The following is a 23,228-nucleotide window of genomic DNA, read 5'->3' on the forward strand; positions in this document are numbered from 1 at the left end:
AGCCGCTGCCGTTATTTTAAATATTCGGTATTTAATTCAAACATAAAACAACATTCATCAGCTAAAATATCATCATGAATTTAAGAAATAAATCACACAGTTCATGACCCTGGATTTTACAAATCTTTTATTTTAACACTTATTAACGGTTGGCTTTTATTTCTTATTTTTGGTGCATTCAATTTTATACAATGAAATTACATACGTTTTCTTTGATGATGCTGGTTTTGGGCAGTTCAGCGATGGCACAGACCCAAAAATTTACGATGGCGGAAGCTGTTAACGGGTTGAGAAGCAACCTTGCCGTGAAAAATATTTCGCAGTTTTCATGGTCTGATGACGGGAAATCATACATTCAGGCAGTAAAAGGAGGCTACCTGATCACCAATTTGAAAACGAATAAGCAGGATACTCTGGTATCTTTGTCCCAGTTGAATAAAAACCTGGGAGACCATAAACTCAAGGCAGTCCCGCAGATTAAATTTACCGGAAATTCCAGAGGGTACTTCAGTGCCGATGGCCGGATGATGTGGGTGGAAAAATCAGGAAACGACTGGAAGGTGAAAAATTCCGTTGATGTGGATAAAGAAGCTTCCGATATGAAAGTTTTCGGTGACGGCCAGACGTTTGCCTTTACGGTAAAAAATAATCTGTTTATCAGTAAAAACGGAAAAAAAATCGCAGTAACCAATGATTCTGATGAAAATATACTGAACGGTACTTCCAATGTCCACAGAAATGAATTCGGAATCGATACGGGAATTTTTCCTGCGCCCAATGCTGAAAGTGTAGCCTTTTACAGGATGGACCAGACGATGGTAGCCGATTATCCGATCATCGACTGGTCCGTAACCCCGGCCGTGAATCATAATATTAAATATCCGATGGCAGGCAAGGCCTCTCATCAGGTTACATTAGGTGTTTTCAACATTAAGACACAGTCAACAAAGTTTTTAAACATCGAAGGGGAAAAAGACCAGTATTTAACGGCGGTGACCTGGAGCCCGGATTCAAAATATATTTTTGTAGGCGTACTGAACAGAGGGCAGAACCATTTGAAAATGAACCAGTATGATGCCGCGACGGGAAATCTGGTAAAAACATTATTTGAAGAAACCAGTGAGAAATATGTTGAGCCCCAGCATCCGCTGACGTTCTTCCCGAATTCAAATACGGATTTCATCTGGCAGAGCCAGAGAACCGGTTATAATCACCTGTTCCATTACAGCCTGGAAAAAGGCCTTGTGGCACAGATTACAAAAGGGGATTGGCTGGTATCCGATATTTTAGGCTTTAACGAAAAGAAAAAGGAAATTTATTTCACTTCCACCAAAGAAACCCCGTTAGAAAAACACCTGTACAGGATCAATTGGGCAAACTTTAAAATGCAGCGTCTGGATAATGCGGCAGGAATGCATACCGGCATTTTAAGCAGTGACGGAAATTATCTCTATGATGTCTACAGCAATGAGAATATGCCAAGGGTAGTCGATATTATCAATACCAATACCCTGAAGACCGGCAACCTTCTTACCGCTGAAAATCCGCTGAAAAATTATCAGAGGCCTGAAATTAAAAATGTTAACCTGAAAGCAGACGACGGTACGCTTTTATACGGAAAAATCATTCTTCCGACAAACTTTGACCCGAATAAAAAGTATCCTGTCATTGTTTATTTATACAACGGACCTCATCTGCAGTTGGTTACCAACACGTTTCCGGCTTCAGGAAATCTATGGTATGAATATATGGCCCAAAACGGATACATCATTTTCACGATGGACGGAAGAGGTTCTTCCAACCGCGGACTGAAGTTCGAGCAGGCAGTATTCAGAAACCTGGGAACTGTAGAGATGAGCGACCAGATGAAGGGGGTAGACTATTTAAAATCCCTTCCGTACGTTGATGCGGAAAGAATGGGAATCCACGGATGGAGCTTCGGAGGATTCATGACCACCAGTTTTATGCTTCGCCATCCTGAAGTGTTTAAAGTAGGGGTTGCCGGAGGCCCTGTGATCGACTGGAGCATGTACGAAATCATGTACGGCGAAAGATATATGGATACGCCGCAGGAAAATCCTAAGGGATATGCCACTGCCAATCTTTTAAATAAGGTTCAGAACCTGAAGGGGAAACTGCTGATGATCCATGGGGCACAGGATGATGTGGTGGTCTGGCAGCATTCGGTTAAATTTATTAAATCCGCCGTTGACAATGGCGTGCAGCTGGACTATTTCGTATATCCGGGACATCCGCATAATGTAATAGGGAAAGACAGGGTGCATTTAATGCAGAAAGTAACAGATTATTTTGACCAGTACCTGAAGAAATAATCCTGAGCATGTCATTTTCATTTAATGCCCGCCGTTTTATCCTGTCGATCTTATCATTCATCAATGCTTTTTAAAGCGGATTGCTGTAATTTTGTATGCATAAAATCAACAATATGGAATTAGGAATTGGAATGTTCGGCGACCTGTCATTCGACCGTGCTACCGGTAAGTACAGTGATGCCGGTGTAAAGATGCGTGAGATTCTGGAACAGGTAAAATTTATGGATGAGGTGGGAATTGATGTTTTTGCCCTAGGGGAACACCACCGTCCCGACTATGCGGTTTCATCACCGGAAATTGTTCTGGCAGCAGCGGCAAGCATCACGAAAAATATCAGGCTGGCAAGCGGTGTTACGGTTTTAAGCTCATCAGAACCGGTAAAGGTATACGAAGATTTTTCAACACTGGATCTGATTTCTGACGGCCGCGCCGAGATCTTTGTCGGCCGCGGAAGCTTCATTGAATCTTTTCCTTTATACGGCTATTCTTTAAATGACTATGAACAGCTTTTTGATGAAAAATTAGAACTGCTGTTAAAAATCAATTCAGAAGAAAATGTTACCTGGTCCGGAAAGCTCCGTGCGCCGATGCAGAACCAGACGGTTTATCCGAGAGCGAAAAATAACGGGCAGCTTCCGATATGGCGAGCTGTGGGCGGAACCCCTCAGTCCGTTTTAAGCGCTGCACAGTTGGGGATGCCTCTGATGGTAGCCATCATCGGCGGTATGCCGGTTCAGTTTAAAAACTTAATCGAGTTTTATAAGCAGGAATATAAAAAGGCAGGCCACGATATGGATGAGATGCAGATCGGGATCCACTCCCACACCTTTGTAAGCGATGACCCGACAGTTATTGACGGCTACTTTAATAATTATAAATCCCAGATGGACAGGATCGGTTCTGCCAGAGGCTGGGCTCCGTTCACAAAAATGCAGTATGAAGGCGGAAGAAGCAAAGACGGGGCTTTATTTATCGGAAACCCTGAAGAAGTTGCCGGTAAAATTAATTACATGAAAGAAATCTTCGGAATTACAAGATTTATTGGGCATATGGATGTCGGAAATCCTTCTCATGAAACCATGATGAAATCCATAGAACTGTTCGGTAAAGAAGTAAAGCCCCTGATCCGAAATTTGTAAAAGCCGCAGGATAAAAGCTTCTCCTCATCAAAGATATTGAACCAAAAGCCTCCACAGGTTACCTGCGGAGGCGCTCTTTAAAAAATCATCTATAGTAAGCCCGTAAAGGCCGGGTTTATAAATTAACAGATGCTGTTAAAAACAATAATCAGATCAAATCAGATTAAATCAAATTACCTTATAATAAGCAATCGCAACCTGCGGATGAAAGCTGAACATAAAAGTTTCAAATGCTTTTTTATCAGCAGTATCTTTACTTAAAAGATAAGTGTTGTTAATAATATCAATCAATACCAGTTCCGGAGTATAAAATGTCAGTCCGATTTTATGTTTTGAAGGATCTTCAACATTCGAGCTGATGAGGTCCAGCTTAAAATGCTCTACCGGGAAAAAATTATTTCCTAGAACATCCGGAAGGCTTCTGATTTCTCCCTTCAACTGGGAAACGTAATTGGTAACCGAGGAACTTAGTAAAAAAGGAATTCTTTCTGCATTCGGATTTTTGGCTAAAAGCTCCCAGTAATTTTTTACAGGGCGGTCTTTTCCATCAAAAACCTGATGCTGGATCCTGTATTCAAAATAAGTGTCATTGAAAACATATTGATCCCAGGCCATTGTGGAATTTTGATCGATGACGATCCGGAATGCCAGTTGTACAATAGCTTTCATAATTTAATTTTAAAAAAGGCTGCTTCTTAATTTTTGCCCGATGTTAATGTATGATGAATAATATTTTGCTTACAATCGTTGTCAATTGACCTTTACAGGGTAATTTTCCTTCTGGGTGTCTGTACAATATTCAATAGTGATTCTAGCCATATACATTCCGGGAACCAATTGGTTGCCGCTGAATTTAATTTCCTGTTTTCCCTGTGCAAGTTGCTGCTTCTTCAGAACCGTAAAGATTTTTCCGTGTCTTTCATCGGATATTTCAATCGTTACCGCTGCTTTTTCCTGTAAATCAACGGAAACGGTGCTTTCTTTCCGGAAAAAACCGGAAGGGTTTGTTTTCACTTCGTTTTTCAGACTTCCAGTAATACCATAAGCGCATTTTCGCTCAACGCTTCAAATTCCAGCATGTCCATCTCAGAGATGATGATGGCGTCCCTGTTTTCCATCAGCCGGTTCTGGAATTCAAAAGCCCCGTTGATGACCATTCCGAAAATAGATCCTCCTTTTTTATACAAAGCGTATCGTTCTTCTTTTCTCCCGTCATACAAGCCCATAAAATTAGGGTAACCGATGTTTTCAGATATCTGGATTAATGTATTCTTTGCACTTACATTTAATTCTTCAACAGCGAAAAAATCCCCTTCGGTTTTGCTTTTTAATTCAAAAACCAGGACATCGGACTTTTCATCCGGAAGATTGTTTTTCATCATTAAAGCACTGCTTTCACCCGATCTTAAAGTAAAAACCTGTTCCGCTGAAATCGGTTTTTCAAAATCATTGATCGTAATTTCGCCATACAGCACAACAATCAGGATAACAGAGCCTGCCTGGTAACAAAAATCGTAACAGCCGTTTTTGTCAAAGATGATTTCAGCGGTTTTTCTCAGGCTGCTGTCCTGTCCGCCTATTATTTCGGTCAGGATGCACGCCGGTTCTTTCTGCCATACCGCAAGGTCCGAAGTAAATATTTTTGAAGGGTTTTGAACTAACATTATTACTTGATTTTAAAATTCCACCCGGCACAGATCAACTCATTGTCATTCACTTCATCACCATTTAAATCTGTGCAAGCTGTGGAAAACTAACAAACTATCTAAACAACCTTTCTTTATTCAAGCTGAGACTTTTATAGTGTGCGACAGAGAAAAACCTCCGCTTACGCTTCCTGTAACGGCAGACATTTCATTGGCCGTTCCGTCGCTGAATACATTGTCATTTGCATTGTAAGTATACCCATTCATGCCTTTGTAGCCGGTACTTGCCGCCACCTGAGCGACTGCGCTGTCGCTGCCTTCCGGAAATGCGATCTGGGTGACCAAAAGCGATTGTCCTGAGGCATTATAGATATGAACATGAATGTGAGTGGCCCTTCCGTTGTACCAGCCCGGAAAAACGGAAGTGAAGTTTACCTTCCCGTTAGCATCCGTAGTCTGCCTTCCGCGCAGAAAATGAACGGCGGTATAATTGGCAGCCTGCATGCCTGTCCCTCCATATTCAGAATAGTTGCCGTCTTTATCACAGTGCCAGATGTCTACGATGGCGCCCTGCAGATTTGCACAGGCGGCATTTGTATTCTGAACGGTAATTCCTATGGTGAAAGGAACCCCGGTTCTGTCACTCACAATATTTGTCTGCACCAGCGAGGAAGGCGACTTGGTAGGAAATGGGCCTTCGGTTTCAGAATTGGTAACGGAACAGCCTGTTGCAGAAGATCCGGATCCTGAAGCAGAACCTGAGCCTGAACTTGAAGCATCCGTGGAAGAAAGATCTGTCATATCACCGCTTCCGCAGCGGATCAGGATCGGTGAGGCCACAGCAGCTACCCCGGCCAAACCCAGGCTTTTCAGAAAGCCCATTCTATTCATTGTTTTCATAATACAGGATTTTTAGGTGAACTGTTTAAGAAGAAAGAGATAAACGGATATTCCTTTTCCTTAATTTCTTCATCAAAGGTATTCTGAAAAGAAAAGCTGATAAAATTTATGAGGTAAACGATTTGAATCTGCCGGTAAATATGGTTTTTTTAAGAAATGTGAAGACTTTCGGAGTATGCAGATCAATGAAATTTGTTCATGTAAAAGAAAGTAGGCAAATAAGATTCATAAAAACAGGGATGCTGGTGATGAGGCTCTCAGGGTTATGTATTTATTTTATTTCATTTTATTTGCTTTTATTTTTCAGCGTAAAGCGTAATATCCTACGCTGAATATTTGATTTCAGGGCGAAAAGGAGAAGAATTATTCATTCATCCATTTACGATTTTCATCACCACATCTTTGTATGTTTCCCCGATTGGAATGATAAAATCCCCGATGTGGATATTGCGGTTGACGATTGTCCTGATGGTATTGACGGGAACAATATAAGAACGGTGAACCCGGGCAAAATCCTTTTCAGAAAGCTTCTCCAGGATATTTTTCATAGATGAGCGGGCCGTTATCTTAGAATGGTCTTTCAAATGGATCCGGATATAATCATCCAGGCCTTCAATAAGGACAATATCCTCAAAATTGATTTTATGAAGCTTGTAGTCTGCGCGTATGGAAAGGTATTTTACCTCGTCTTTTTCAGGGCTGATTTTTACTTTTTCTACCGCCGCCCTGAACCTTTCAAAAGAAAACGGCTTCAGCAGATAATCTGCCGCATTGATGCTGAAAGCATCCACCGCATATTCGGAATACGCAGTGGTAAAAATAACTTTTGTATGCTGGGAGATACTTCTGTAGAAATCCATGCCGTTTTTAGAAGGCATCTCAATATCTAAAAAGATGAGATCAACGGGAAACTTATTAAGGTACTTTTGGGCATCGCTTGTGATATTGAACGTTTTTTCAAGGGAAAGATGCTCTATTTTCCCGGCATAGTTCTCAATAATTTTAAGGGCCAGCATTTCATCATCCAGGGCGATCGCTTTTATCATGTGTTTTTTATTAAGTTAATTTTTAAATCTGCCTCGTAAGTCTTTCCGTTATTGTTGATTTCCAAAGTATGCTTTACGGGATATACCTGATGGAGATGCTCGATGGTATTCCTTAAACCGATTTTCAGGCTGTCCTCATCAGTAATATTCCTGTTAACAATATAATTAAAGACATTCAGGTGCAAAAAACCTTCCTGAACAACGATCCTTACCGTTATTTTTGAATGTTTTTCCGCATTGAAGCCGTATTTAAAAGCATTTTCAATGAAATTGACCAGCATAAAAGGAGCGATCTGCAGCCCCTTGGCTTCACCTGCTTCAGTGTAGGAAAAGTCCAGGCTGTCATCTGTCCTCAGCAGCTGAAGCGCCATGTAATCTTTCAGGTATTCTATTTCCCTGCCCAGTTCCACAACATCTTTGCTGCTTTCCTGCACAACGTACCGCATTACATTAGACAGCTTGAGGATACCGTCCGGCGCATCATCAGATTTTAACAAGGCCAGAGAATAGATGGAGTTGAGGATATTAAATAAAAAATGCGGCTGCAGCTGGTACTTGATGTTTAACAATTCCGCTTTTGCTTTGGAGCGTTCCAGCTCTTTTTTCTCGTTATTCCTGAAGATAAAAAGGGATGACAAAAATGAAAAGAGAAAAGGAATAACAGAGGAGAAGATCATCTGATGGAAAGACCCGTCATTTCTCGGGCCGGGGGCCCGGAACGGACCGCCGTGACCGCTGCCGGGCATCTGTGGCGGGGGAAACATATTTGCGTCGGGCGGCGGCATATTCTGGGGATTCATATCCACAGGCGTAACTCCTGACCGTTCGCTGAGGAAAAAATGTTCAGAAGACAGATAATAAGGCAGAAAAACCATGATCCCGAAAGCAAACAGGATACAGGCCGAAAACAGGCTGAATCTCTTTTGGCCGTAAAGTCGGGGAAGGAAAATATTTAAGTTGACATAAAAGAAAATAATGACCAGGACAAAACGCACAAATTCCCTCTGAAAAGGCGAGACGCTGAAAACAGACAGCGTGCCGTCAAAATCCGGTGATGAAACCACAGGGATGGTAAGCAACAGGGGAATCAGGATAATATGCGGCCACAGCTTTTTCATGATGCTAAAATATAAAAAGTTCCGATACAAAATGATTCTCCCGTTTGTTTTAAATAATTCACCCGGAACTGATGAACCGTATCTCTTCCGGGATTCTTCGGCTCAACGGAACCCAACCAGCCAGGAAGTCAGGCAAAATCCTTACTTTTACAAAAAAAATGCAGCAACAATCCAAAGACCCGCTTCACGGAAAAAGGCTTGATGCCATCCTTGAGGAGCTTGTGGAATATTACAACGGCTTTGAAAAGCTGGGCGAACAGATCAACATCAAATGTTTTACAGACAACCCGAGCATCAGCTCTTCGCTGAAATTTTTAAGGAAAACAGACTGGGCAAGAACAAAAGTTGAAAGCCTGTATCTATACGTTTTAAGACAAAAAAAACGTAACGAAATGGACGGCGGAAAGTAAAAGCATGATATTTTTTTAAGATTCTTTTAGCGATTATTCTTAAATCAATGGTTTCAAAAACAGTATATTTGTGCCGGTAATCGTGAAAAAAACTTCACGATAAAAAGATAAAATATGACAATTGAAAACAACCATGTTGTAGCTTTACGTTACATACTTCACACAATCGAAGAGGATGGAAGTAAGATTCTTGTAGAAGAAACAACAGCAGAAAATCCATTTACATTTTTGTATGGTGTGGGAATGATGATTCCTAAGTTTGAACAGAATATCCTTGGTTTAAAGGCTGGCGATAAAGCGGCTTTTACCATTCAGTCAGAAGAAGCGTACGGTGAAAAGCAGCCTGATGCCATCGCGCAGTTGCCGATCGATATGTTTAACGAATCCGGAATTCCGCCTGTGGGTGCTGTTTTGCCTTTATCCGACAATGAAGGTAATAATTTCCAGGCATTTGTAGTGGAAGTTACGCCGGAAGCTGTAGTGGCAGACCTTAACCATCCAATGGCAGGGAAAACCTTGGATTTTGAAGTGGAAGTTTTAAGCACACGCCCGGCGACGGAAGAAGAACTCGCTCATGGCCACGCTCACGGAGCTGACGGAAACGAAGCCCATTAAAAAATAATATCAATCAATGTCCGGTTTTGCCGGACATTTTTTTTAATTATCAGTCAGGCGGTGCTTATTCAGCCTAAGAATTTTCCCGAAACATAATACCATTTTTCATGCATTTTCTGAAATAAGGAAAGCTCATGATGAATCTGATGATTGCCGTCCTGATCGGTGTAATACGCCTTAAATTCAACCTGATTCAAAGCAGGAAGCTTTATAATTTCCAGTTTTGTCCATGTATTGATCTCGCCCCATTCCTGCAGGTCACTCTTATTATGGTATTTTCTTTTGCCGGGCAGCGTAGTTTCCATTAAATATTCACCGTTCGGGATTGCGAAGGCAGAAAACCTTGAGCGCATTAAAGCTTCCGCCGTCGGCGCATTTTTCTCTCCGGTGTGGTAAGGTCGGCAGCATTCGCCGTAGGGTTTTCCTGAGCAGCAGGGACAGTTCATTTCTTGATTATATTTTAAAATACAAATTTACGCGAATATTCTTTCATACATTCAAAGCCGGTTCCTTTATTGACTCTCGTATAAGAAGCAGGCTGGTTAAAGTTTAAAGCCGGACATTTTCTTCATTTCTGTAACTTTTGCTACTATCAGCAAATAAATATTCTTGGAATTAAATAAAAAAGCATCCAAAACTGAATGCTTTTCTGTTTTTACTGATCTTCCTCTTCAATCCTTGTATCTATAAAGGTATAATTATCAGTTGACATTTCCATAGACTGTTCTTTGGATTTAAATCTGATATGAGAAGGATCAAGAACCTGATAACTGTAAATGTCGGTCTGTCCGGAACTGTAATGCAGCTCATGGAATTCACCATTTTCAATCCACCATTGTCCTTTTTCTACTTGCTGGTCAACCTCACAATCCTGAACTGTGGTAAAAAGGAGCATAAAAGTGCCATCCGCTTTTCTTTCCATGATCCAAAGCTTTTCCATGCCCTTAACCTGCTGGTCTTTTTCACTGCCTTTCCATAATCCGACCAGGTTTTTGTCGATTTTATTGGTTTCGATTTTAGAGTTTGAAGCTGCTTTCTGAGCGTTCACTGCTCCGAAAGTGACTATTAATGCGGCCAGAATAATTTTTTTCATAGTTATTATTTAAAAAATAAAGTTAATGGAACCTTACTGTTGACGTTTATTCCCATACTTTTTGCAGGAATCCATTTTGTATTGTTTATAAAATTTTTAAGATGCGTAATAAAATAAGAGGAATATTTATAATTTTTTTTATTCTGAAATTTTAAATCGATTTTTATCTCTGAAACCTTTCCTGCTTTGGATAATATAAAATCAGCTGAAATGTGGGAGTAATAATCTCCTTCTTTCCGGCTCTCAAAATCATCGGGATATGCTGTCTCTTTCCAGAAATCCCTTTCGTAACTTTTAAAAAAATCTTCATAGGTTGTATCTCCCGGATATCTGGGTATCTGGTCACACTCATCAAAATTATAGATTTTATCAGGATTTTTCTTCACATATTGTATTTCTGCAATATTTCTTAAGGAATCAATGAATTTGCGGCCAAATTTTTTGTCGATTTCTTTACCCATTAATGTGGCGTAGCAATTCTGAAGCTCGGCGGGAACGGTACAGAGATACGCCGTGGAATCGATCTGGATATTGTTTTTTCTTAAAAGTATATTCATTTCTTCATTACTCCGGTATTGCTTTACCATTCCGAAATAATGGAAATAAACTAATTTCTTGTTTTTGATATCAAATTTGGCTCTTTTAGTTTCCGCCTGGCAGGTTGAATCCCAGTATTTCTTTTCTTCTTTAATCCACCGGTCCCGATCAGCAAAAGAAGCTGAATCCGGAATCGTATCAGATTTTAATTGATGGAAAGATCCTGACCTGTTTCCGAATCTTTTATTTTTCACCGCAAAACAGGTCAGAATTAATACAGATAATGAGAATAATGCTTTAATACCGATATTCAGCATCATCATATTTTTATTTTATAAAACCTCTGCTTCTCAACAACGGCTTGATATCCGGATCGTGTCCCGTAAAATCCCTGAATGCCTGGTTCAGGTCTACAGAATTCCCTACGGATAAAATATATTTTCTGAAACGGTCTCCGTTTTCACGGGTCAGCCCGCCGTTTTTGCTGATCCATTCCCAGGCATCATTGTCCAGGGTTTCAGACCACAGATAGGCGTAATACCCGGCAGAATAGCCTCCTCCCCAGATATGTGCGAAGTAAGGCGTATGATACCTCGGGGGAACGGTTGCCAAGGTAAATCCGTGTTTGGCCAATGACTGCTTTTCAAAATCCAGTACAGGGATCAGCTGGCTTTCGTTGGTTACCGTATGCCAGTCCATATCCAGTTCGGCAGCAGAAACCAGTTCAGTAGTCATGTATCCCTGGTTAAAAGTGGCCGCCTTTTTAATTTTATCCACCAAAGCCTGCGGAATCGGCTGCTTTGTTTCGTAGTGAAGCGCATAATTTTTAAGCACAACAGGGTCTAAGGCCCAGTGCTCATTGATCTGTGAAGGAAATTCCACGAAATCCCTCGGCACATTGGTTCCTGAAAGCGATGGGTATTTCTGGTTTGCAAACATCCCGTGAATGGAGTGCCCGAATTCATGGAACATCGTAGAAACATCGTCATAGCTGATCAGGGAAGGTTTCCCCGGAGCCGGCTTCTGGTAGTTGTAACAGTTGACAATCACAGGTTTTGTCCCCAGAAGGTAAGACTGCTCCACAAAGTTACTCATCCATGCACCGCCATTTTTAGAATCCCGGGTATAGAAGTCCAGATAATAGATGGCAATTGATTTTCCGTCATGGTCAAAAACTTCATACGTTACCACATCCGGATGGTATACCGGAAGATCAGTCCTCTTTTTAAAAGTTAATCCGTAAAATTTTTCAGCAGCATAAAAGACACCTTTTTCGAGTACGGTTGTGACTTCAAAATAAGGTTTAATCTGGTTTTCATCTAAATCGAACTTTGCCTTTCTTACCTGTTCAGCATAGAAATTCCAGTCCCACGGTTCTACTTTGAAACCGCCTTTCTGCTGGTCGATCAGATCCTGGATGTCTTTTGCTTCACGTCTTGCCGTTTCTACCGCGGGTGCAGCAATCTGGTTCATCAGTTTGGCAGCTGCTTCCGGGGTTTTTGCCATTTGGTCCTGCAGCTTCCATTCCGCAAAACTCTTTTTGCCTAAGACCTGAGCCTTTTTAAGCCTTAAAGCCGCCAGTTTTTCAATGGTTTCGCGGGTATCGCTTCCATCGCCTTTCTCAGCCCTCATCCAGGATGCTTTGAACAGCTTCTCCCGTGAAGCCCTGTTTTTAAGGTTCTGCAGAAGAGGCTGCTGTGTGGTGTTTTGTAATGCCAGAAGGTACTGGCCTTCTTTTCCTGCATTTTTAGCATCAATTGCTGCTGCTGCAATCTCATCGGCAGAAAGTCCGTCCAGTTCTTTTGCATCCGTAAAGAATACGCCGCCCTGTTTCCTGGCTTCAAGCAGCTTATTTGAATACTGTGTGGAAAGCGATGCCAGTTCCTGGTTAATCTGCTTTAATTTTTCTTTATCTGCCGCTGAAAGGTTAGCACCCGCAATCTCGAAATTCTGCCTGTAAAACTGCAGCAGTTTCCGGCTTTCGGCATCCAGACCGTTATCCGTGATGGATTTTATTCTCTGGTACAGGTTGTCATTCAGGTACATTTTATCCGAATGAGCTGCAAAAACAGGAGCGTATTCCTCGTCCAGGGCCTGAAGGGAAGGATTGGTATCGGCACTCGTAAGATTGGAAAATACAATCATGGCCCTTTTCAGTACTTCCCCGCTTTTTTCCAAGGCTACGATCGTGTTTTCAAAAGTCGGCTTTTCAGGGTTATCTGCAATCTTTAAGATCTCGGCGTCATGCTGCTTTAATCCGAAATCAAATGCCGGCTTGAAATGTTCATTCTTGATCTTATCAAATTCGGGGGCTTCATACTGAAGTTTGCTTTTCTTCAGGAAAGGGTTTGATGACAGGGAAGCATCCGGTGTAGGAACTTCCTGTTTTGTATCAGTGTTTTTCATGGTAGTACAGGATTGATTAAGTGCTAACGCAGAGAGTAATAATACCGACGAAATCTTCTTCATAAAAATATGTATTAGAGCATAAAGATATTAAAACTTACGTTACGAATACAGGTGGGCAGCTCTTTACGGGCAATAAAAAAATAAGATCCCCCTGAATTTCAGAAGAACCTCATCTATCACATTGAAAAATTAAAGGTTTGCTTTAAATCTGTTCCGCCTGACGGACGGTACTGGTTGCTTTTCTGGACATCATGACAACCACTATTTCAAATGCTCCCAAAATAACATGGGGTAGATAAATCCTGTCACTGAAGCCGAAAAGCCACGGTGAACCTAATAACACGATACCGGCTACCAGATCAATGGCAAGATGAATTTTGTAAGGCAGCATGCGGGCTATGGAATATTCATAATTGGTGAAAAGGCTGTATAGTAATGTGGAAGCTCCCAGGATAACGGGAACCATCGTAGCAGTGCTGTTATCCGTAAATCCTAAAAGCCATGGTGCGGCAATCAGCAGAATGCCTACCAGATAATCCAATACGGCGTGTATTTTTGATGAAATCATAATGTATATTTTTTTGTGTACACCGTATCAAGTTCAACTTCTGTACCATTGAAAATAAAAATGTGGTATAAGTTATTGGTTTTCAGAATTTTTGGTATGGTTTTAAAAGAAAAAATGATTTGAAATATGCTCTATGATAATCAGGGGAAGATAATTTCTTTAGCAGATGTAATATTTTTTATAAATTAGTTGTCATTAAATAACAGTAACCTGTAATTCAATCAGAATATGAAACCAACACCTCTTCTTATTTTTTCAGCATGTATCGTATTAGCTTCATGCGAAGGCAAATATGACAGGAGTCACCGTGAAAACGGAAAAGACAGCTGGGTAGAAAATGTCGTTACCAATGACCATGGGCTGGCAAAACAGAAACAGATCACCGGGAATTTTGACGAGATAGAGGTTTCCCAGGCTATTGATGCCGAAATTATAAAATCGGATGTTGAAAAAGTGGTCATCTATGCACCGGAAAATATCATTGATGAGGTTTTGGCGAAGATCAGCGGCGGAAAGCTTCATGTTCATTATAAAGCCGGCATCAGGGTAATGGACAGCCATAACGTTTCAGCAAAGATTTATGCAAAAGACTTCAATAAGCTCAATGCCAATTCGGCGGCAAAAATTACCGTTAAAGATAAATTTGTTCAGGAAAAGACTGATATTGAAGTTTCCAGTTCGGCATCCATTTCCGGTAATCTTGAAGCCAATGACTTTGAAATTTCAGCAGGAAGCAGCAGCAGCTTCAGCGGGAAAATCTGGGCGGTAGACCTGGATATCGAAGCTTCTTCAGGAGCCAGCATTGATATTTCCGGAAAAGCCAGGAATGCAGAGATTTCTTCGTCTTCGGGCAGCAGTATCTCCGCAAAAGATGTCATGGTGCAGAACCTGAAAGCTGATGCTTCAAGCGGGGCCAGCGTAGATATCAGTGCAATATCATCCGTCAATGCGGAAGCGTCTTCAGGCGGAAGCATCAATGTCTATAAAAAAGGTAATATCACCTCAATAAATAAAGAAGAAACCAGCGGCGGAAGCGTAAATATCCAGTAAGCTAAGCTACTTTTCAGTCTCAGTTTCCTGTTGCTGTTCCTCATCGTTTGAAGAGTCTTCCCATTGCTGATTGTCAAAATTAAGATTGTCATAAGCCAAAAGGTCCTCCTCCCGCTGGAGGAGTTCTTTCGTGGTAAACAGATGGATGTCGTCGTCGTCGTCAGATTTGGCGAGCTTGCGGATCGATCCTTTGTCGATGGCCATAAACCTCTGCCCGAGCCGCCTTGCGGAGTATTTCCGCATGCCGGTTTCATGAAGGACATCAACCGCCATATCAACCGCTGTTCCCAGAGTTTCGCGATAAATATTGTCAATCCCGTTGTTTAAATAATCATAGGCGTCAATCCTGTTTTTGGCCCGTACGAAAATTTTTACCTCAGGGTAATGTTCCCGTACGATATCCGCAACAAACTTATTATCATCAGGGTCATCCAGGCAGAGTACCAGGATTTCGGCATCTTCAATTCCGGCAGCACGCAATGTAGGGATTTTTGTGGCATCGCCGTAATATACTTTAAACCCATAACTTCTCAGCAGTTTCACCCGGTCTGAATCCCGGTCCAGTACGGTGGCTGGTATTTTATTGGCTTTCAGCAGCCGCCCTACCGTGCTCCCGAAATGCCCGAAACCGACAATGATGATTTTCTTCTGGCGGATCTGTCCGTCCAGGATATTAAAGCCGTTGTCTGCATCCGGGATCTCTTTGATAAACCTGGGGTTGATCAGCTTATCGTTGATAATCAAAAGGAAAGGGGTAATACACATGGTAATCGCAGTTACCGCCATCATCTGGGCATTGAGTTCGTCATTTAAAAGATAAAGGCTTGAGGCATAATTAATCAGGACAAATGCAAATTCCCCGACCTGCGAAAGGGCAAATGCATAAAACAGGCTCTGCGGCGTGTCCATTTTGAAAAATTTACCGATTACATAAAGCACGATAAATTTGATCCCCAAAACAGCGAAAACCATACTGAAAATAAATACCGGATCTTCCTGGATGATATTGAAATTCATGGTAGATCCTACACTTACAAAAAATACGGCAAGCAGAAGGCCTTTGAACGGGTCAATGTGTGCCTCCAGCTCATGGCGGAATTCACTATTGGCCAGCATAACGCCTGCAAGGAAAGCGCCCAGTGCGGGAGAAAGCCCGATGGCTACCATTAATTCTGACACCCCGATGACCAGGAACAGCGAAGAAGCGGTTAAAAGTTCGGTCATCCCGGACTTTGAAACATACCGTAAAAACGGTACAAATACATACCTTCCCAGTAAAATTAAAACGGCAACCCCCAGAATTACGGTGGCAAACTGCATCCACTGCGGCAGGTTCTGGATGATCACCTGGATTTCGTTGTCACTGTTCGTTACCTTATGGTGGGCAATCAGAGGAAGTATGGCCAGGATCGGGATAACGGCGATATCCTGGAACAGCAGTGTGGAAAATGAGGCTTCCCCGGCCAGTGTTTTCAGGTTCTTCTTTTCCTGCAGCGTCTGCAGCACGATGGCTGTAGAAGACAAGGCAAAGCACATGGCAACCGCAACGGCTTTATCAATTTGCCATCCGGCCCACATAAAAACAACAAAGAGCAATGAAATGGTAAGAAGCATCTGCGTCATGCCGAGACCGATGATCTTTTTCCGCATCTCCCAGAATTTCCGGGGCTCCAGTTCCAGCCCTACCAGAAAAAGCAGCATAATCACCCCGAATTCACTGGCGTGCATAATGTCATTTACATCTTTTCCTGTCAGCCTTAACGCATAAGGCCCGATAATGATCCCACCCGCAATATATCCTATCACAGAGCTGAGTCCGAATTTCCTCGCCAGCGGAACCATGATAATGGCAACGCCCAGAAAAAGAAGGGTATTCATTGCTAAGCTGGTTTCCATGCTTTATTTTTTTAAAAGTTCTGTGAATTTCTGCTTATGCATGATAATTTCTTTTTTTGATAATTTATTGGCTTCGTAAACAACCTTGATGCCTTTGACATCGGCTTTAAAAACATTCAGGGAAACAATGAGCCCGCTGATCAGTTCTTCCACTGTATAGCCGTAAGTACCTTCTTTACTGAACGACCTTTCCTTGCCGCCTGTCGTTACCAGGATATAAACTTCTTTACCTTCCAGCGGATTGGTATGTTCCTCTTTGAGCCAATCGCGGTCAAATACTTCATCAACCCAGAGTTTCAGCAGGGGAGGAGTCCCGAACCAAATCAGGGGGAACTGAAAAATAAAACGGTCGTAATACTTTAGTCTCTTCCTTTCCCTGAATGCCGCAATGTGAAAGTCCGGATATTCTTCATAAAGATCCCGAAGGGTAAAATGCTGGTGGCGGACATAGAAATTAATAAGCTCTGCATTTGAATTGGAGTGCTCTAAATAAGGATGTGCAAAAACGACCAGCGTCTTTTTCATAAGGCTGTTTTAGTAAATATAATGAAAAAACTTTGGATTAATGGCGTGCTTTAAGAGAGTTTAATGATTTTTAATTGTTAAAAATTAGAGTTTGCATACTAATACATTATTATAACAGCAATATATTTCTTTTTTCTATATTGAAATCACGGAAATTAAATCCTGCTGTGCCTGTCTGCAGTTTCATTTATTTAAAAGCTGATTTATTCGGAGTAAAAACAGAAATCGGTGGTTCAGTTGAATGATTTGATTTGTATTCAATAATCAATAATAAATTTTAATACGACACGTTTTGTCGCATTGCAGGAATATCTTTGCTTCAGAAAGTTTACAGGGAAATGAAGCAGAAGTAGGGCACGGTTAAATATGATCATATTCACATAAAATTGATATGTATCATCTTTTTACGGTGAATTAAAAAACATATTTTTGCAGGAATTATAAAAAAATAATAATTAAAATACTAAGGACATGAAAAAACTCTACATGAGTGCACTATCCGTGTGTACGGTTCTGGGCATTTCAGCCCAGGAAGTACTCTGGCAGAAGGACATCAAATCCTCAACGCAGGATTTCCTTTCTCAGGTGACCACTACCATCGACGGGCAATATCTAATTTCCGGAAGCAGCATCCGGTCCAATAAAATTTCTTCAGACAGCAAACAAAACCAAGGGTATGATTATCATTTGGTTAAACTGAACCAACAGGGCGAAGAAGTCTGGGAAAAATACTTCTCCGGGAAGAACCATGATTTCTTATCGGCTACGGTAAATACCCAGGAGGGCGGTTTCCTTCTGGCAGGTACTTCCTACAGCCCGAAAGGCCTTGATAAAAAAGACGATTCCAAAGGCGGATCTGATATCTGGCTGATCCGGATTAATGAATTCGGGGATGAATTATGGCAGAAAACCATTAGCGGATCCTCCGATGAAGAGGCCAGAGCGGTGATCCAGACTACCGATTTCGGATTCTTCGTAGCCGGGAATGTACAGAATGCTGCCAAAGGTTACGGTTCCAAAGATGTTTTGATCATCAGGCTGGATAAAAACGGAAAGGAAATCTCGCAGCTTATTTTAGGCGGGAAAGGCCTGGATGAAGTGGAGAAAATGGTTCCGACCAAAGACGGCGGTGCTTTACTGGGAGTCTATTCAAGAAGCGCAGCAGGAGGATCAAAGAAAACAGAGAACTATGGCGAAGGGGATTACTGGATCATTAAGCTTAATAAAGACGGCAGGGTAGAATGGGAAAAGAATTTCGGTGGCAAGGGCGATGACCACCCAAGGACTCTGGCCCTGACTTCAACCGGTTTTCTGATCGGCGGGGAATCGAGATCGGAAAGATCCGGGAATAAAACGACGGGCATCGAAGAAGGCACGGATCTGTGGCTCATTTCACTAGATGAAAGAGGCGAAGACCTGTGGCAGAAGTCGTACAGCTTTAGAAACCGTGATGTGCTGATGGGGATGAGTGTGATGACGAAGACACAAGACACAAGAATTAAAAGCCAAGACATTACGACCGGGATTTTACTGGGCGGCTATACCCAATCCGAGGAAAGGATCGAAACGGATGATGAAACGTTCTGGATGCTGTATGTGGATCAGAACGGGAATGAACAGTGGCGGAAGCATGTGAAGGGAGAAAAGAGACAGCGAGAAGAGCGACTGTCAGATATTAGGCTGAACCACGACGGCTCGATTATCCTGGCCGGCACCAGTGCTGAGGAACTCGGGAAAGAGAACTGGAAGATTGTAAAGCTTGGCGACAAACAGATTGACCAGCTGATCGAGAAGCAGGATATTAAGATCTACCCGAACCCGGTGAGTGATTATGCCTATGTGGAGATCGGGTTTGACTTTAAGGAAGCGGAGATTACGGTGTATGATATGGGCGGAAGGCAGCTGCAGAGTATGAAAACGAAGAATAAGGTGACCAAGATTAACACGCAGAATCTTATTCAGGGAGCATACCTAATTACTTTAAAAACAGACAGCGAGAAAACTGCAAACGCTAAAATTATTAAGAAATAAAAATATGTTAAGAAAGATATACATTTTCATCATCGTGATGTTGCACCAATTTTATTTTTGCCAAATCGAAGATTTAGTGGTTGACCCAAACAATATTGAAAGAAGAACTACATTTAACAGAATGGTTTCATCTCCCGAGGTGGCCTCATTTCAAAAAGTAAATTTTTTGCCATTAAATCTATATACTGGTAAGCCAGATATTGAAATTCCCTTATATATAATTAAAACAGGCGACATTGAAGTCCCAATAACTTTAAAATACGACATTGGTGGAAATAAAGTGGATGATATTGCTTCAAATGTTGGATGGGGATGGCTTTTAAATGCAGGAGGCAATATTACACGAGTAGTCAGAGATATTGATGATCACGAATATGAGACTGGAAGACAGATTACAACACCATGTATTCTCACTAGTGGCGGTGGATGTGATGATTTTGATCTACAATATAATGGATATAAACTCCTTAGATTAGGTAGTCTTAGAAAAGTCGCAGATCAACCTATCACACCAATTGCTGCAGAATCATATACTTCAAATTTAACAGAAGATGCTCTTCCAGATCTGTTTTTAGCAAATGCTCCCGGGCTTTCAACTAAGTTTTTTTTAGAAAGAAATTTCAGTAATTATGATAGTTCTCAAACTTACGGAGCTAAAGTATTAGATGGAAAAAAAATAAAGTTTGGACAAATATTTTATGGAGACTTTGAAACTGAACAAATAAAAAATTATGCTGGATTTAATTATCAAGATGCTGCTCCAAATCTAAGTTCGAGCTATGCTGGCGGTATTGATCAAGATAATCCCCTTTATCAAATTAGAGGGTTTCAACAGTCTTCCAATTATAGTGCTGGCTTAATAAAGTCTAAAAATAACGATTACAGAGGTTTTGATCTAACAAATGAGGATGGAACATTTTATAGCTTTAAAACTTTTGACATAAGTGAATCAACCCCAGTATTTTATGAAAATGAAAGCACTTATTGGAGACTTGACAGCCATATTCTTTTTCCAAATCTCACTCACTTTGCGACAGCGTATAAAATTAATAAAGGAGCATGGCATCTTGACAAAATTAAAGATCTAAATAATAAAGAGGTCAAATTTCAATATATTCCGAGTTACAGATTTGAGTATGACATTTCTGAAAACTATACAGGCTTATCATCAGTTCCAATCTCAGAAGTGAACAAGATAAGTTCCCTATTAGAATCGGGCATATTTTTTAATTGGATATTTAACATGGGAATGAGCTACGGGAATGGTAATATTGCACCGATTAATCAACCAATACGACCTATAAATAAATCAAGTTTTTTATCTAAAATTACGCAACAACAATTAATTGATAAAATCTCTTGGGATCAAGGGGATATTCTTTTCCATTATGATATAGTGAGAGAAGATAGATTAAACTCGAAAGCGTTATCTGAAATTAAAATAGTTAATAAGTCAGGTCAAATTGTAAAGCATTACAAATTTGTTTATTCGTATTTCAAAAGTTCTGAAGTGGAATGCTCACTTAATAATTCTGCTAATTGTTTCAGATTAAAACTTGATCAAATTTACGAAGTAGATACGAACAACGAAAAAATATCAAACTACTTTTTTAAATACAACAGCGAAAATGCTATACCAACACTTAATTCAAAAAGTAAGGATTATTTAGGATATTACAATGCTGAACCTAATAATGTAGATATTACATATTCTTCCCCATATCCATTAATTACAGAATATTTTTTTTCACCTAATTTTACTTTTACTCCAAATAAAGGAAGGTTTTCAATTTTACCTTTTCAAACGAACTTAATTAATTCAAATACATCTATCAAAATTGATGGACAGGCAAATATAAACCCTAATAGCTTTTCGCAAGCAGGGCTACTTAACGAAATTATTTATCCTACCCAAGGTAGCAATAAAATTATTTATGAAAATAATAAGTTTAATTTAGACGGTATTGACTTTATAGCACCTGGCAACAGAGTTAAAAACCAAATTATTGATGATGGAAATGGAAATGTTATAAGCAAACATTATGAATATTTAGAAGCAGATGGAAAATCTTCGGGTACAATGATAAATTTTCCAAAGATTGCAGACTTGCTATTTTGGAATTCAGGAACAAAAAATCTTGTTTTTTCAACCTACAGTTACAATAAGTCGAATATTGAATTGACACAAGGGGCATATATTGGGTATAGCAGGGTTACTGAAAAAATTGCGAACAAAGGTAGAACTGAATACTATTTTAGTTCTGCGAAAGAGTATCCAAATGAATATGAATTACCTCAAACATCTTTTTTTGCTAAACATTCTTTTTATCCAGCCACTAGTTTTAATGATAATGATAATAGACGAGGAAACTTGAAACAAAAAATTATTTATGATAATAACACCAAATTAATTGAAGAAACTTATAATTATGCTTCATACAAGATACTTAATATATATAACAGAAATCACTCAATTTCAACGACGGCCAGAACGTTTACTGGTTGGTTTGAAAATCATAAAGAAAATTATAATATAAAACTGCTGAATTCAATAAATAGATTATCTACAAAAGAAACAATTGAATATCTTAACGGAAAGCTTCTAAAAAAGAGATTGGATTATACTTATGGAAGCAATTTTCATCCATATGCAACTGAAGTTAAAAATACTGATAGTGACGGTAATGTGTATTCTAAACTCATTGGTCGTGTCCAAGATTTACCGAATCAAGGAATATTTGAGACAACAATGATTGCAAAAAACATGGTCAAGGTTCCTATCAGCAATATTTCTCTTAAGAACTTTATTAAATATTCTGAGAATAGAAGTACTTATGCTCCTGTAGACTCTGCTCCAGAAGAGACCAATACAAGATATCTGCCTAAATATTATTTCTCCAATATAGGACCTTCGGTTTTAGATATTTCTCCAAATTCATTAGATAAAGAAAGCAGTATCGATGTTTATGATGAAAAAAGCAATGTTGTTCAATATACCATGAAAAATGGGATACCAGTAACAATAATTTGGGGTTATAACAAAACTCTACCATTAGCTGAAGTAAATGGAGCTAAGCTTTCTGATATAAGTTCAAATTTAATTAATAATATTGTTACAAAATCTAACGAAGATAATATTGTAGGAACAAGCCTATCGGAACAAGCTTTAATAAATGAATTAAATATTTTCAGAAATCATTCTTCAATGCTTAATTATAAAGTTATTACATATACCTATGATCCACTTATCGGTTTGAAATCAAAAACAAATTCATCAGGATTATCTGAATTTTATTATTATGACGATGCAAATCAACTAAAAGAAATTCGAGATACCGATCATAGTATAATCAAAGAATATGAATACAATTATGTGTTACCTACATTTTATAATGCAGCTAAGAATCAATCATTTGTTAAAAATAATTGTGGTAGTGGGCAACTGCCTGGTAATTCTATAAACTATTCAGTTCCAGCAAACATATATACCTCAAATATAAGCCAGGCTGATGCTGATCAAAAAGCTCGGAACGACATCAACATTAATGGGCAGGCTTACGCAAATGCAAATGGCAGCTGTTATGATGCTTTTTGTCAGTTCAATGCTCAGATTTCCAGTAATTTTTTTATGCTACAATATGCACCTTTTGAAAAGGTCAATAATACTGTTAATGCACAAATTTATTTTCAGATTACAGCAAACCCGGGATTAAATTGGTCTGGTGGTGTATTAATAGGATATATTCCTTCACCTTGCTGGCCTACTGCAACAATTTCAAAGACTTCAGGAAATTGGCAAGTTACCATTTATCAAGGATCTGGTCAAACTGTATTGAGATGGACAGGAAGCGGAAATCCTTCTACAGGTATTCCATATAATATTGCCTTTAATTATAATGTAAACTAATACCA

The 23,228-nt window shown here is 40.0% G+C and carries 20 protein-coding genes; 7 read left to right on the top strand and 13 right to left on the bottom strand.

The window, feature by feature from the left end; genetic code table 11:
- The first annotated feature begins 191 nt into the window (after positions 1-191).
- A complete protein-coding gene (locus SD427_RS03035; protein ID WP_320559830.1) occupies positions 192-2,333 on the top strand; it encodes a S9 family peptidase in 2,142 nt (713 codons plus the stop codon).
- A gap of 113 nt (positions 2,334-2,446) precedes the next feature.
- The gene (locus SD427_RS03040; RefSeq protein WP_320559831.1) at positions 2,447-3,472 is read left to right on the top strand and encodes an LLM class flavin-dependent oxidoreductase; all 1,026 of its coding nucleotides are present in this window, start codon (positions 2,447-2,449) and stop codon (positions 3,470-3,472) included.
- Between the two features lie 168 nt (positions 3,473-3,640).
- Here the strand turns inward: SD427_RS03040 and SD427_RS03045 are convergent, their stop codons facing one another.
- The 6 genes from SD427_RS03045 to SD427_RS03070 form a co-directional block, all read right to left on the bottom strand.
- Positions 3,641-4,141: a hypothetical protein gene (locus SD427_RS03045; RefSeq protein WP_320559833.1), complete on the bottom strand. Its 501-nt coding sequence runs from the start codon at positions 4,139-4,141 to the stop codon at positions 3,641-3,643.
- An 81-nt stretch (positions 4,142-4,222) separates the two neighbouring features.
- The gene (locus tag SD427_RS03050) at positions 4,223-4,486 is read right to left on the bottom strand and encodes a hypothetical protein (RefSeq protein ID WP_320559834.1); all 264 of its coding nucleotides are present in this window, start codon (positions 4,484-4,486) and stop codon (positions 4,223-4,225) included.
- Between the two features lie 8 nt (positions 4,487-4,494).
- A complete protein-coding gene (locus SD427_RS03055) occupies positions 4,495-5,136 on the bottom strand; it encodes a hypothetical protein (RefSeq protein WP_320559835.1) in 642 nt (213 codons plus the stop codon).
- 120 nt (positions 5,137-5,256) lie between these two features.
- The gene (locus tag SD427_RS03060; RefSeq protein WP_320559836.1) at positions 5,257-6,018 is read right to left on the bottom strand and encodes an intradiol ring-cleavage dioxygenase; all 762 of its coding nucleotides are present in this window, start codon (positions 6,016-6,018) and stop codon (positions 5,257-5,259) included.
- A gap of 371 nt (positions 6,019-6,389) precedes the next feature.
- On the bottom strand, positions 6,390-7,064 hold the full coding sequence (locus tag SD427_RS03065; protein WP_320559837.1) for a LytTR family DNA-binding domain-containing protein: 675 nt from the start codon (positions 7,062-7,064) through the stop codon (positions 6,390-6,392).
- Positions 7,061-8,182, bottom strand: coding sequence for a histidine kinase (locus tag SD427_RS03070; protein WP_320559838.1), 1,122 nt, complete (start codon positions 8,180-8,182; stop codon positions 7,061-7,063). Before SD427_RS03070 ends, SD427_RS03065 begins: the two co-directional genes overlap by 4 nt.
- A gap of 158 nt (positions 8,183-8,340) precedes the next feature.
- Between SD427_RS03070 and SD427_RS03075 the strand changes: the two genes are divergently transcribed.
- Both SD427_RS03075 and SD427_RS03080 read left to right on the top strand, forming a co-directional pair.
- Positions 8,341-8,592: a VF530 family protein gene (locus SD427_RS03075; RefSeq protein WP_320561007.1), complete on the top strand. Its 252-nt coding sequence runs from the start codon at positions 8,341-8,343 to the stop codon at positions 8,590-8,592.
- Between the two features lie 114 nt (positions 8,593-8,706).
- Positions 8,707-9,207 (top strand): peptidylprolyl isomerase, encoded by a 501-nt coding sequence (locus tag SD427_RS03080; protein ID WP_320559839.1) that lies wholly within the window; start codon positions 8,707-8,709, stop codon positions 9,205-9,207.
- A 68-nt stretch (positions 9,208-9,275) separates the two neighbouring features.
- Here the strand turns inward: SD427_RS03080 and SD427_RS03085 are convergent, their stop codons facing one another.
- From SD427_RS03085 to SD427_RS03105, 5 genes are all read right to left on the bottom strand, one after another.
- Positions 9,276-9,653, bottom strand: coding sequence for a YchJ family protein (locus SD427_RS03085; RefSeq protein ID WP_320559840.1), 378 nt, complete (start codon positions 9,651-9,653; stop codon positions 9,276-9,278).
- A 209-nt stretch (positions 9,654-9,862) separates the two neighbouring features.
- Positions 9,863-10,300 carry a hypothetical protein gene (locus SD427_RS03090; protein WP_320559841.1) on the bottom strand — a complete coding sequence of 146 codons (438 nt, stop codon included), beginning with the start codon at positions 10,298-10,300 and terminating at the stop codon, positions 9,863-9,865.
- A 5-nt stretch (positions 10,301-10,305) separates the two neighbouring features.
- The gene (locus tag SD427_RS03095; RefSeq protein ID WP_320559842.1) at positions 10,306-11,160 is read right to left on the bottom strand and encodes a hypothetical protein; all 855 of its coding nucleotides are present in this window, start codon (positions 11,158-11,160) and stop codon (positions 10,306-10,308) included.
- 4 nt (positions 11,161-11,164) lie between these two features.
- Entirely contained in the window at positions 11,165-13,306 is a 2,142-nt protein-coding gene (locus tag SD427_RS03100; protein WP_320559843.1) for a M3 family metallopeptidase, read from the bottom strand.
- A gap of 142 nt (positions 13,307-13,448) precedes the next feature.
- Positions 13,449-13,814, bottom strand: a complete 366-nt coding sequence (locus SD427_RS03105) for an SPW repeat protein (protein WP_320559844.1) — start codon at positions 13,812-13,814, stop codon at positions 13,449-13,451.
- 228 nt (positions 13,815-14,042) lie between these two features.
- Here SD427_RS03105 and SD427_RS03110 point away from each other — a divergent pair, with 228 nt between their 5' ends.
- Positions 14,043-14,864: a head GIN domain-containing protein gene (locus SD427_RS03110; protein ID WP_320559845.1), complete on the top strand. Its 822-nt coding sequence runs from the start codon at positions 14,043-14,045 to the stop codon at positions 14,862-14,864.
- Between the two features lie 6 nt (positions 14,865-14,870).
- Here SD427_RS03110 and SD427_RS03115 read toward each other — a convergent pair whose 3' ends face one another.
- A complete protein-coding gene (locus SD427_RS03115; protein ID WP_320559846.1) occupies positions 14,871-16,760 on the bottom strand; it encodes a monovalent cation:proton antiporter-2 (CPA2) family protein in 1,890 nt (629 codons plus the stop codon).
- Between the two features lie 3 nt (positions 16,761-16,763).
- Complete coding sequence (locus SD427_RS03120; RefSeq protein WP_320559847.1) at positions 16,764-17,285, bottom strand: NAD(P)H-dependent oxidoreductase; 522 nt, start codon at positions 17,283-17,285, stop codon at positions 16,764-16,766.
- Between the two features lie 471 nt (positions 17,286-17,756).
- On the opposite strand from SD427_RS03120, the gene SD427_RS03125 reads away from it, so the two are divergent.
- On the top strand, positions 17,757-19,316 hold the full coding sequence (locus SD427_RS03125) for a T9SS type A sorting domain-containing protein (RefSeq protein ID WP_320559848.1): 1,560 nt from the start codon (positions 17,757-17,759) through the stop codon (positions 19,314-19,316).
- Positions 19,317-19,320: 4 nt separating this feature from the next.
- Positions 19,321-23,223: a DUF5977 domain-containing protein gene (locus SD427_RS03130; protein ID WP_320559849.1), complete on the top strand. Its 3,903-nt coding sequence runs from the start codon at positions 19,321-19,323 to the stop codon at positions 23,221-23,223.
- Positions 23,224-23,228: the final 5 nt, after the last annotated feature.

The organism is Chryseobacterium sp. JJR-5R, assembly GCF_034047335.1.
GTDB lineage: Bacteria > Bacteroidota > Bacteroidia > Flavobacteriales > Weeksellaceae > Chryseobacterium.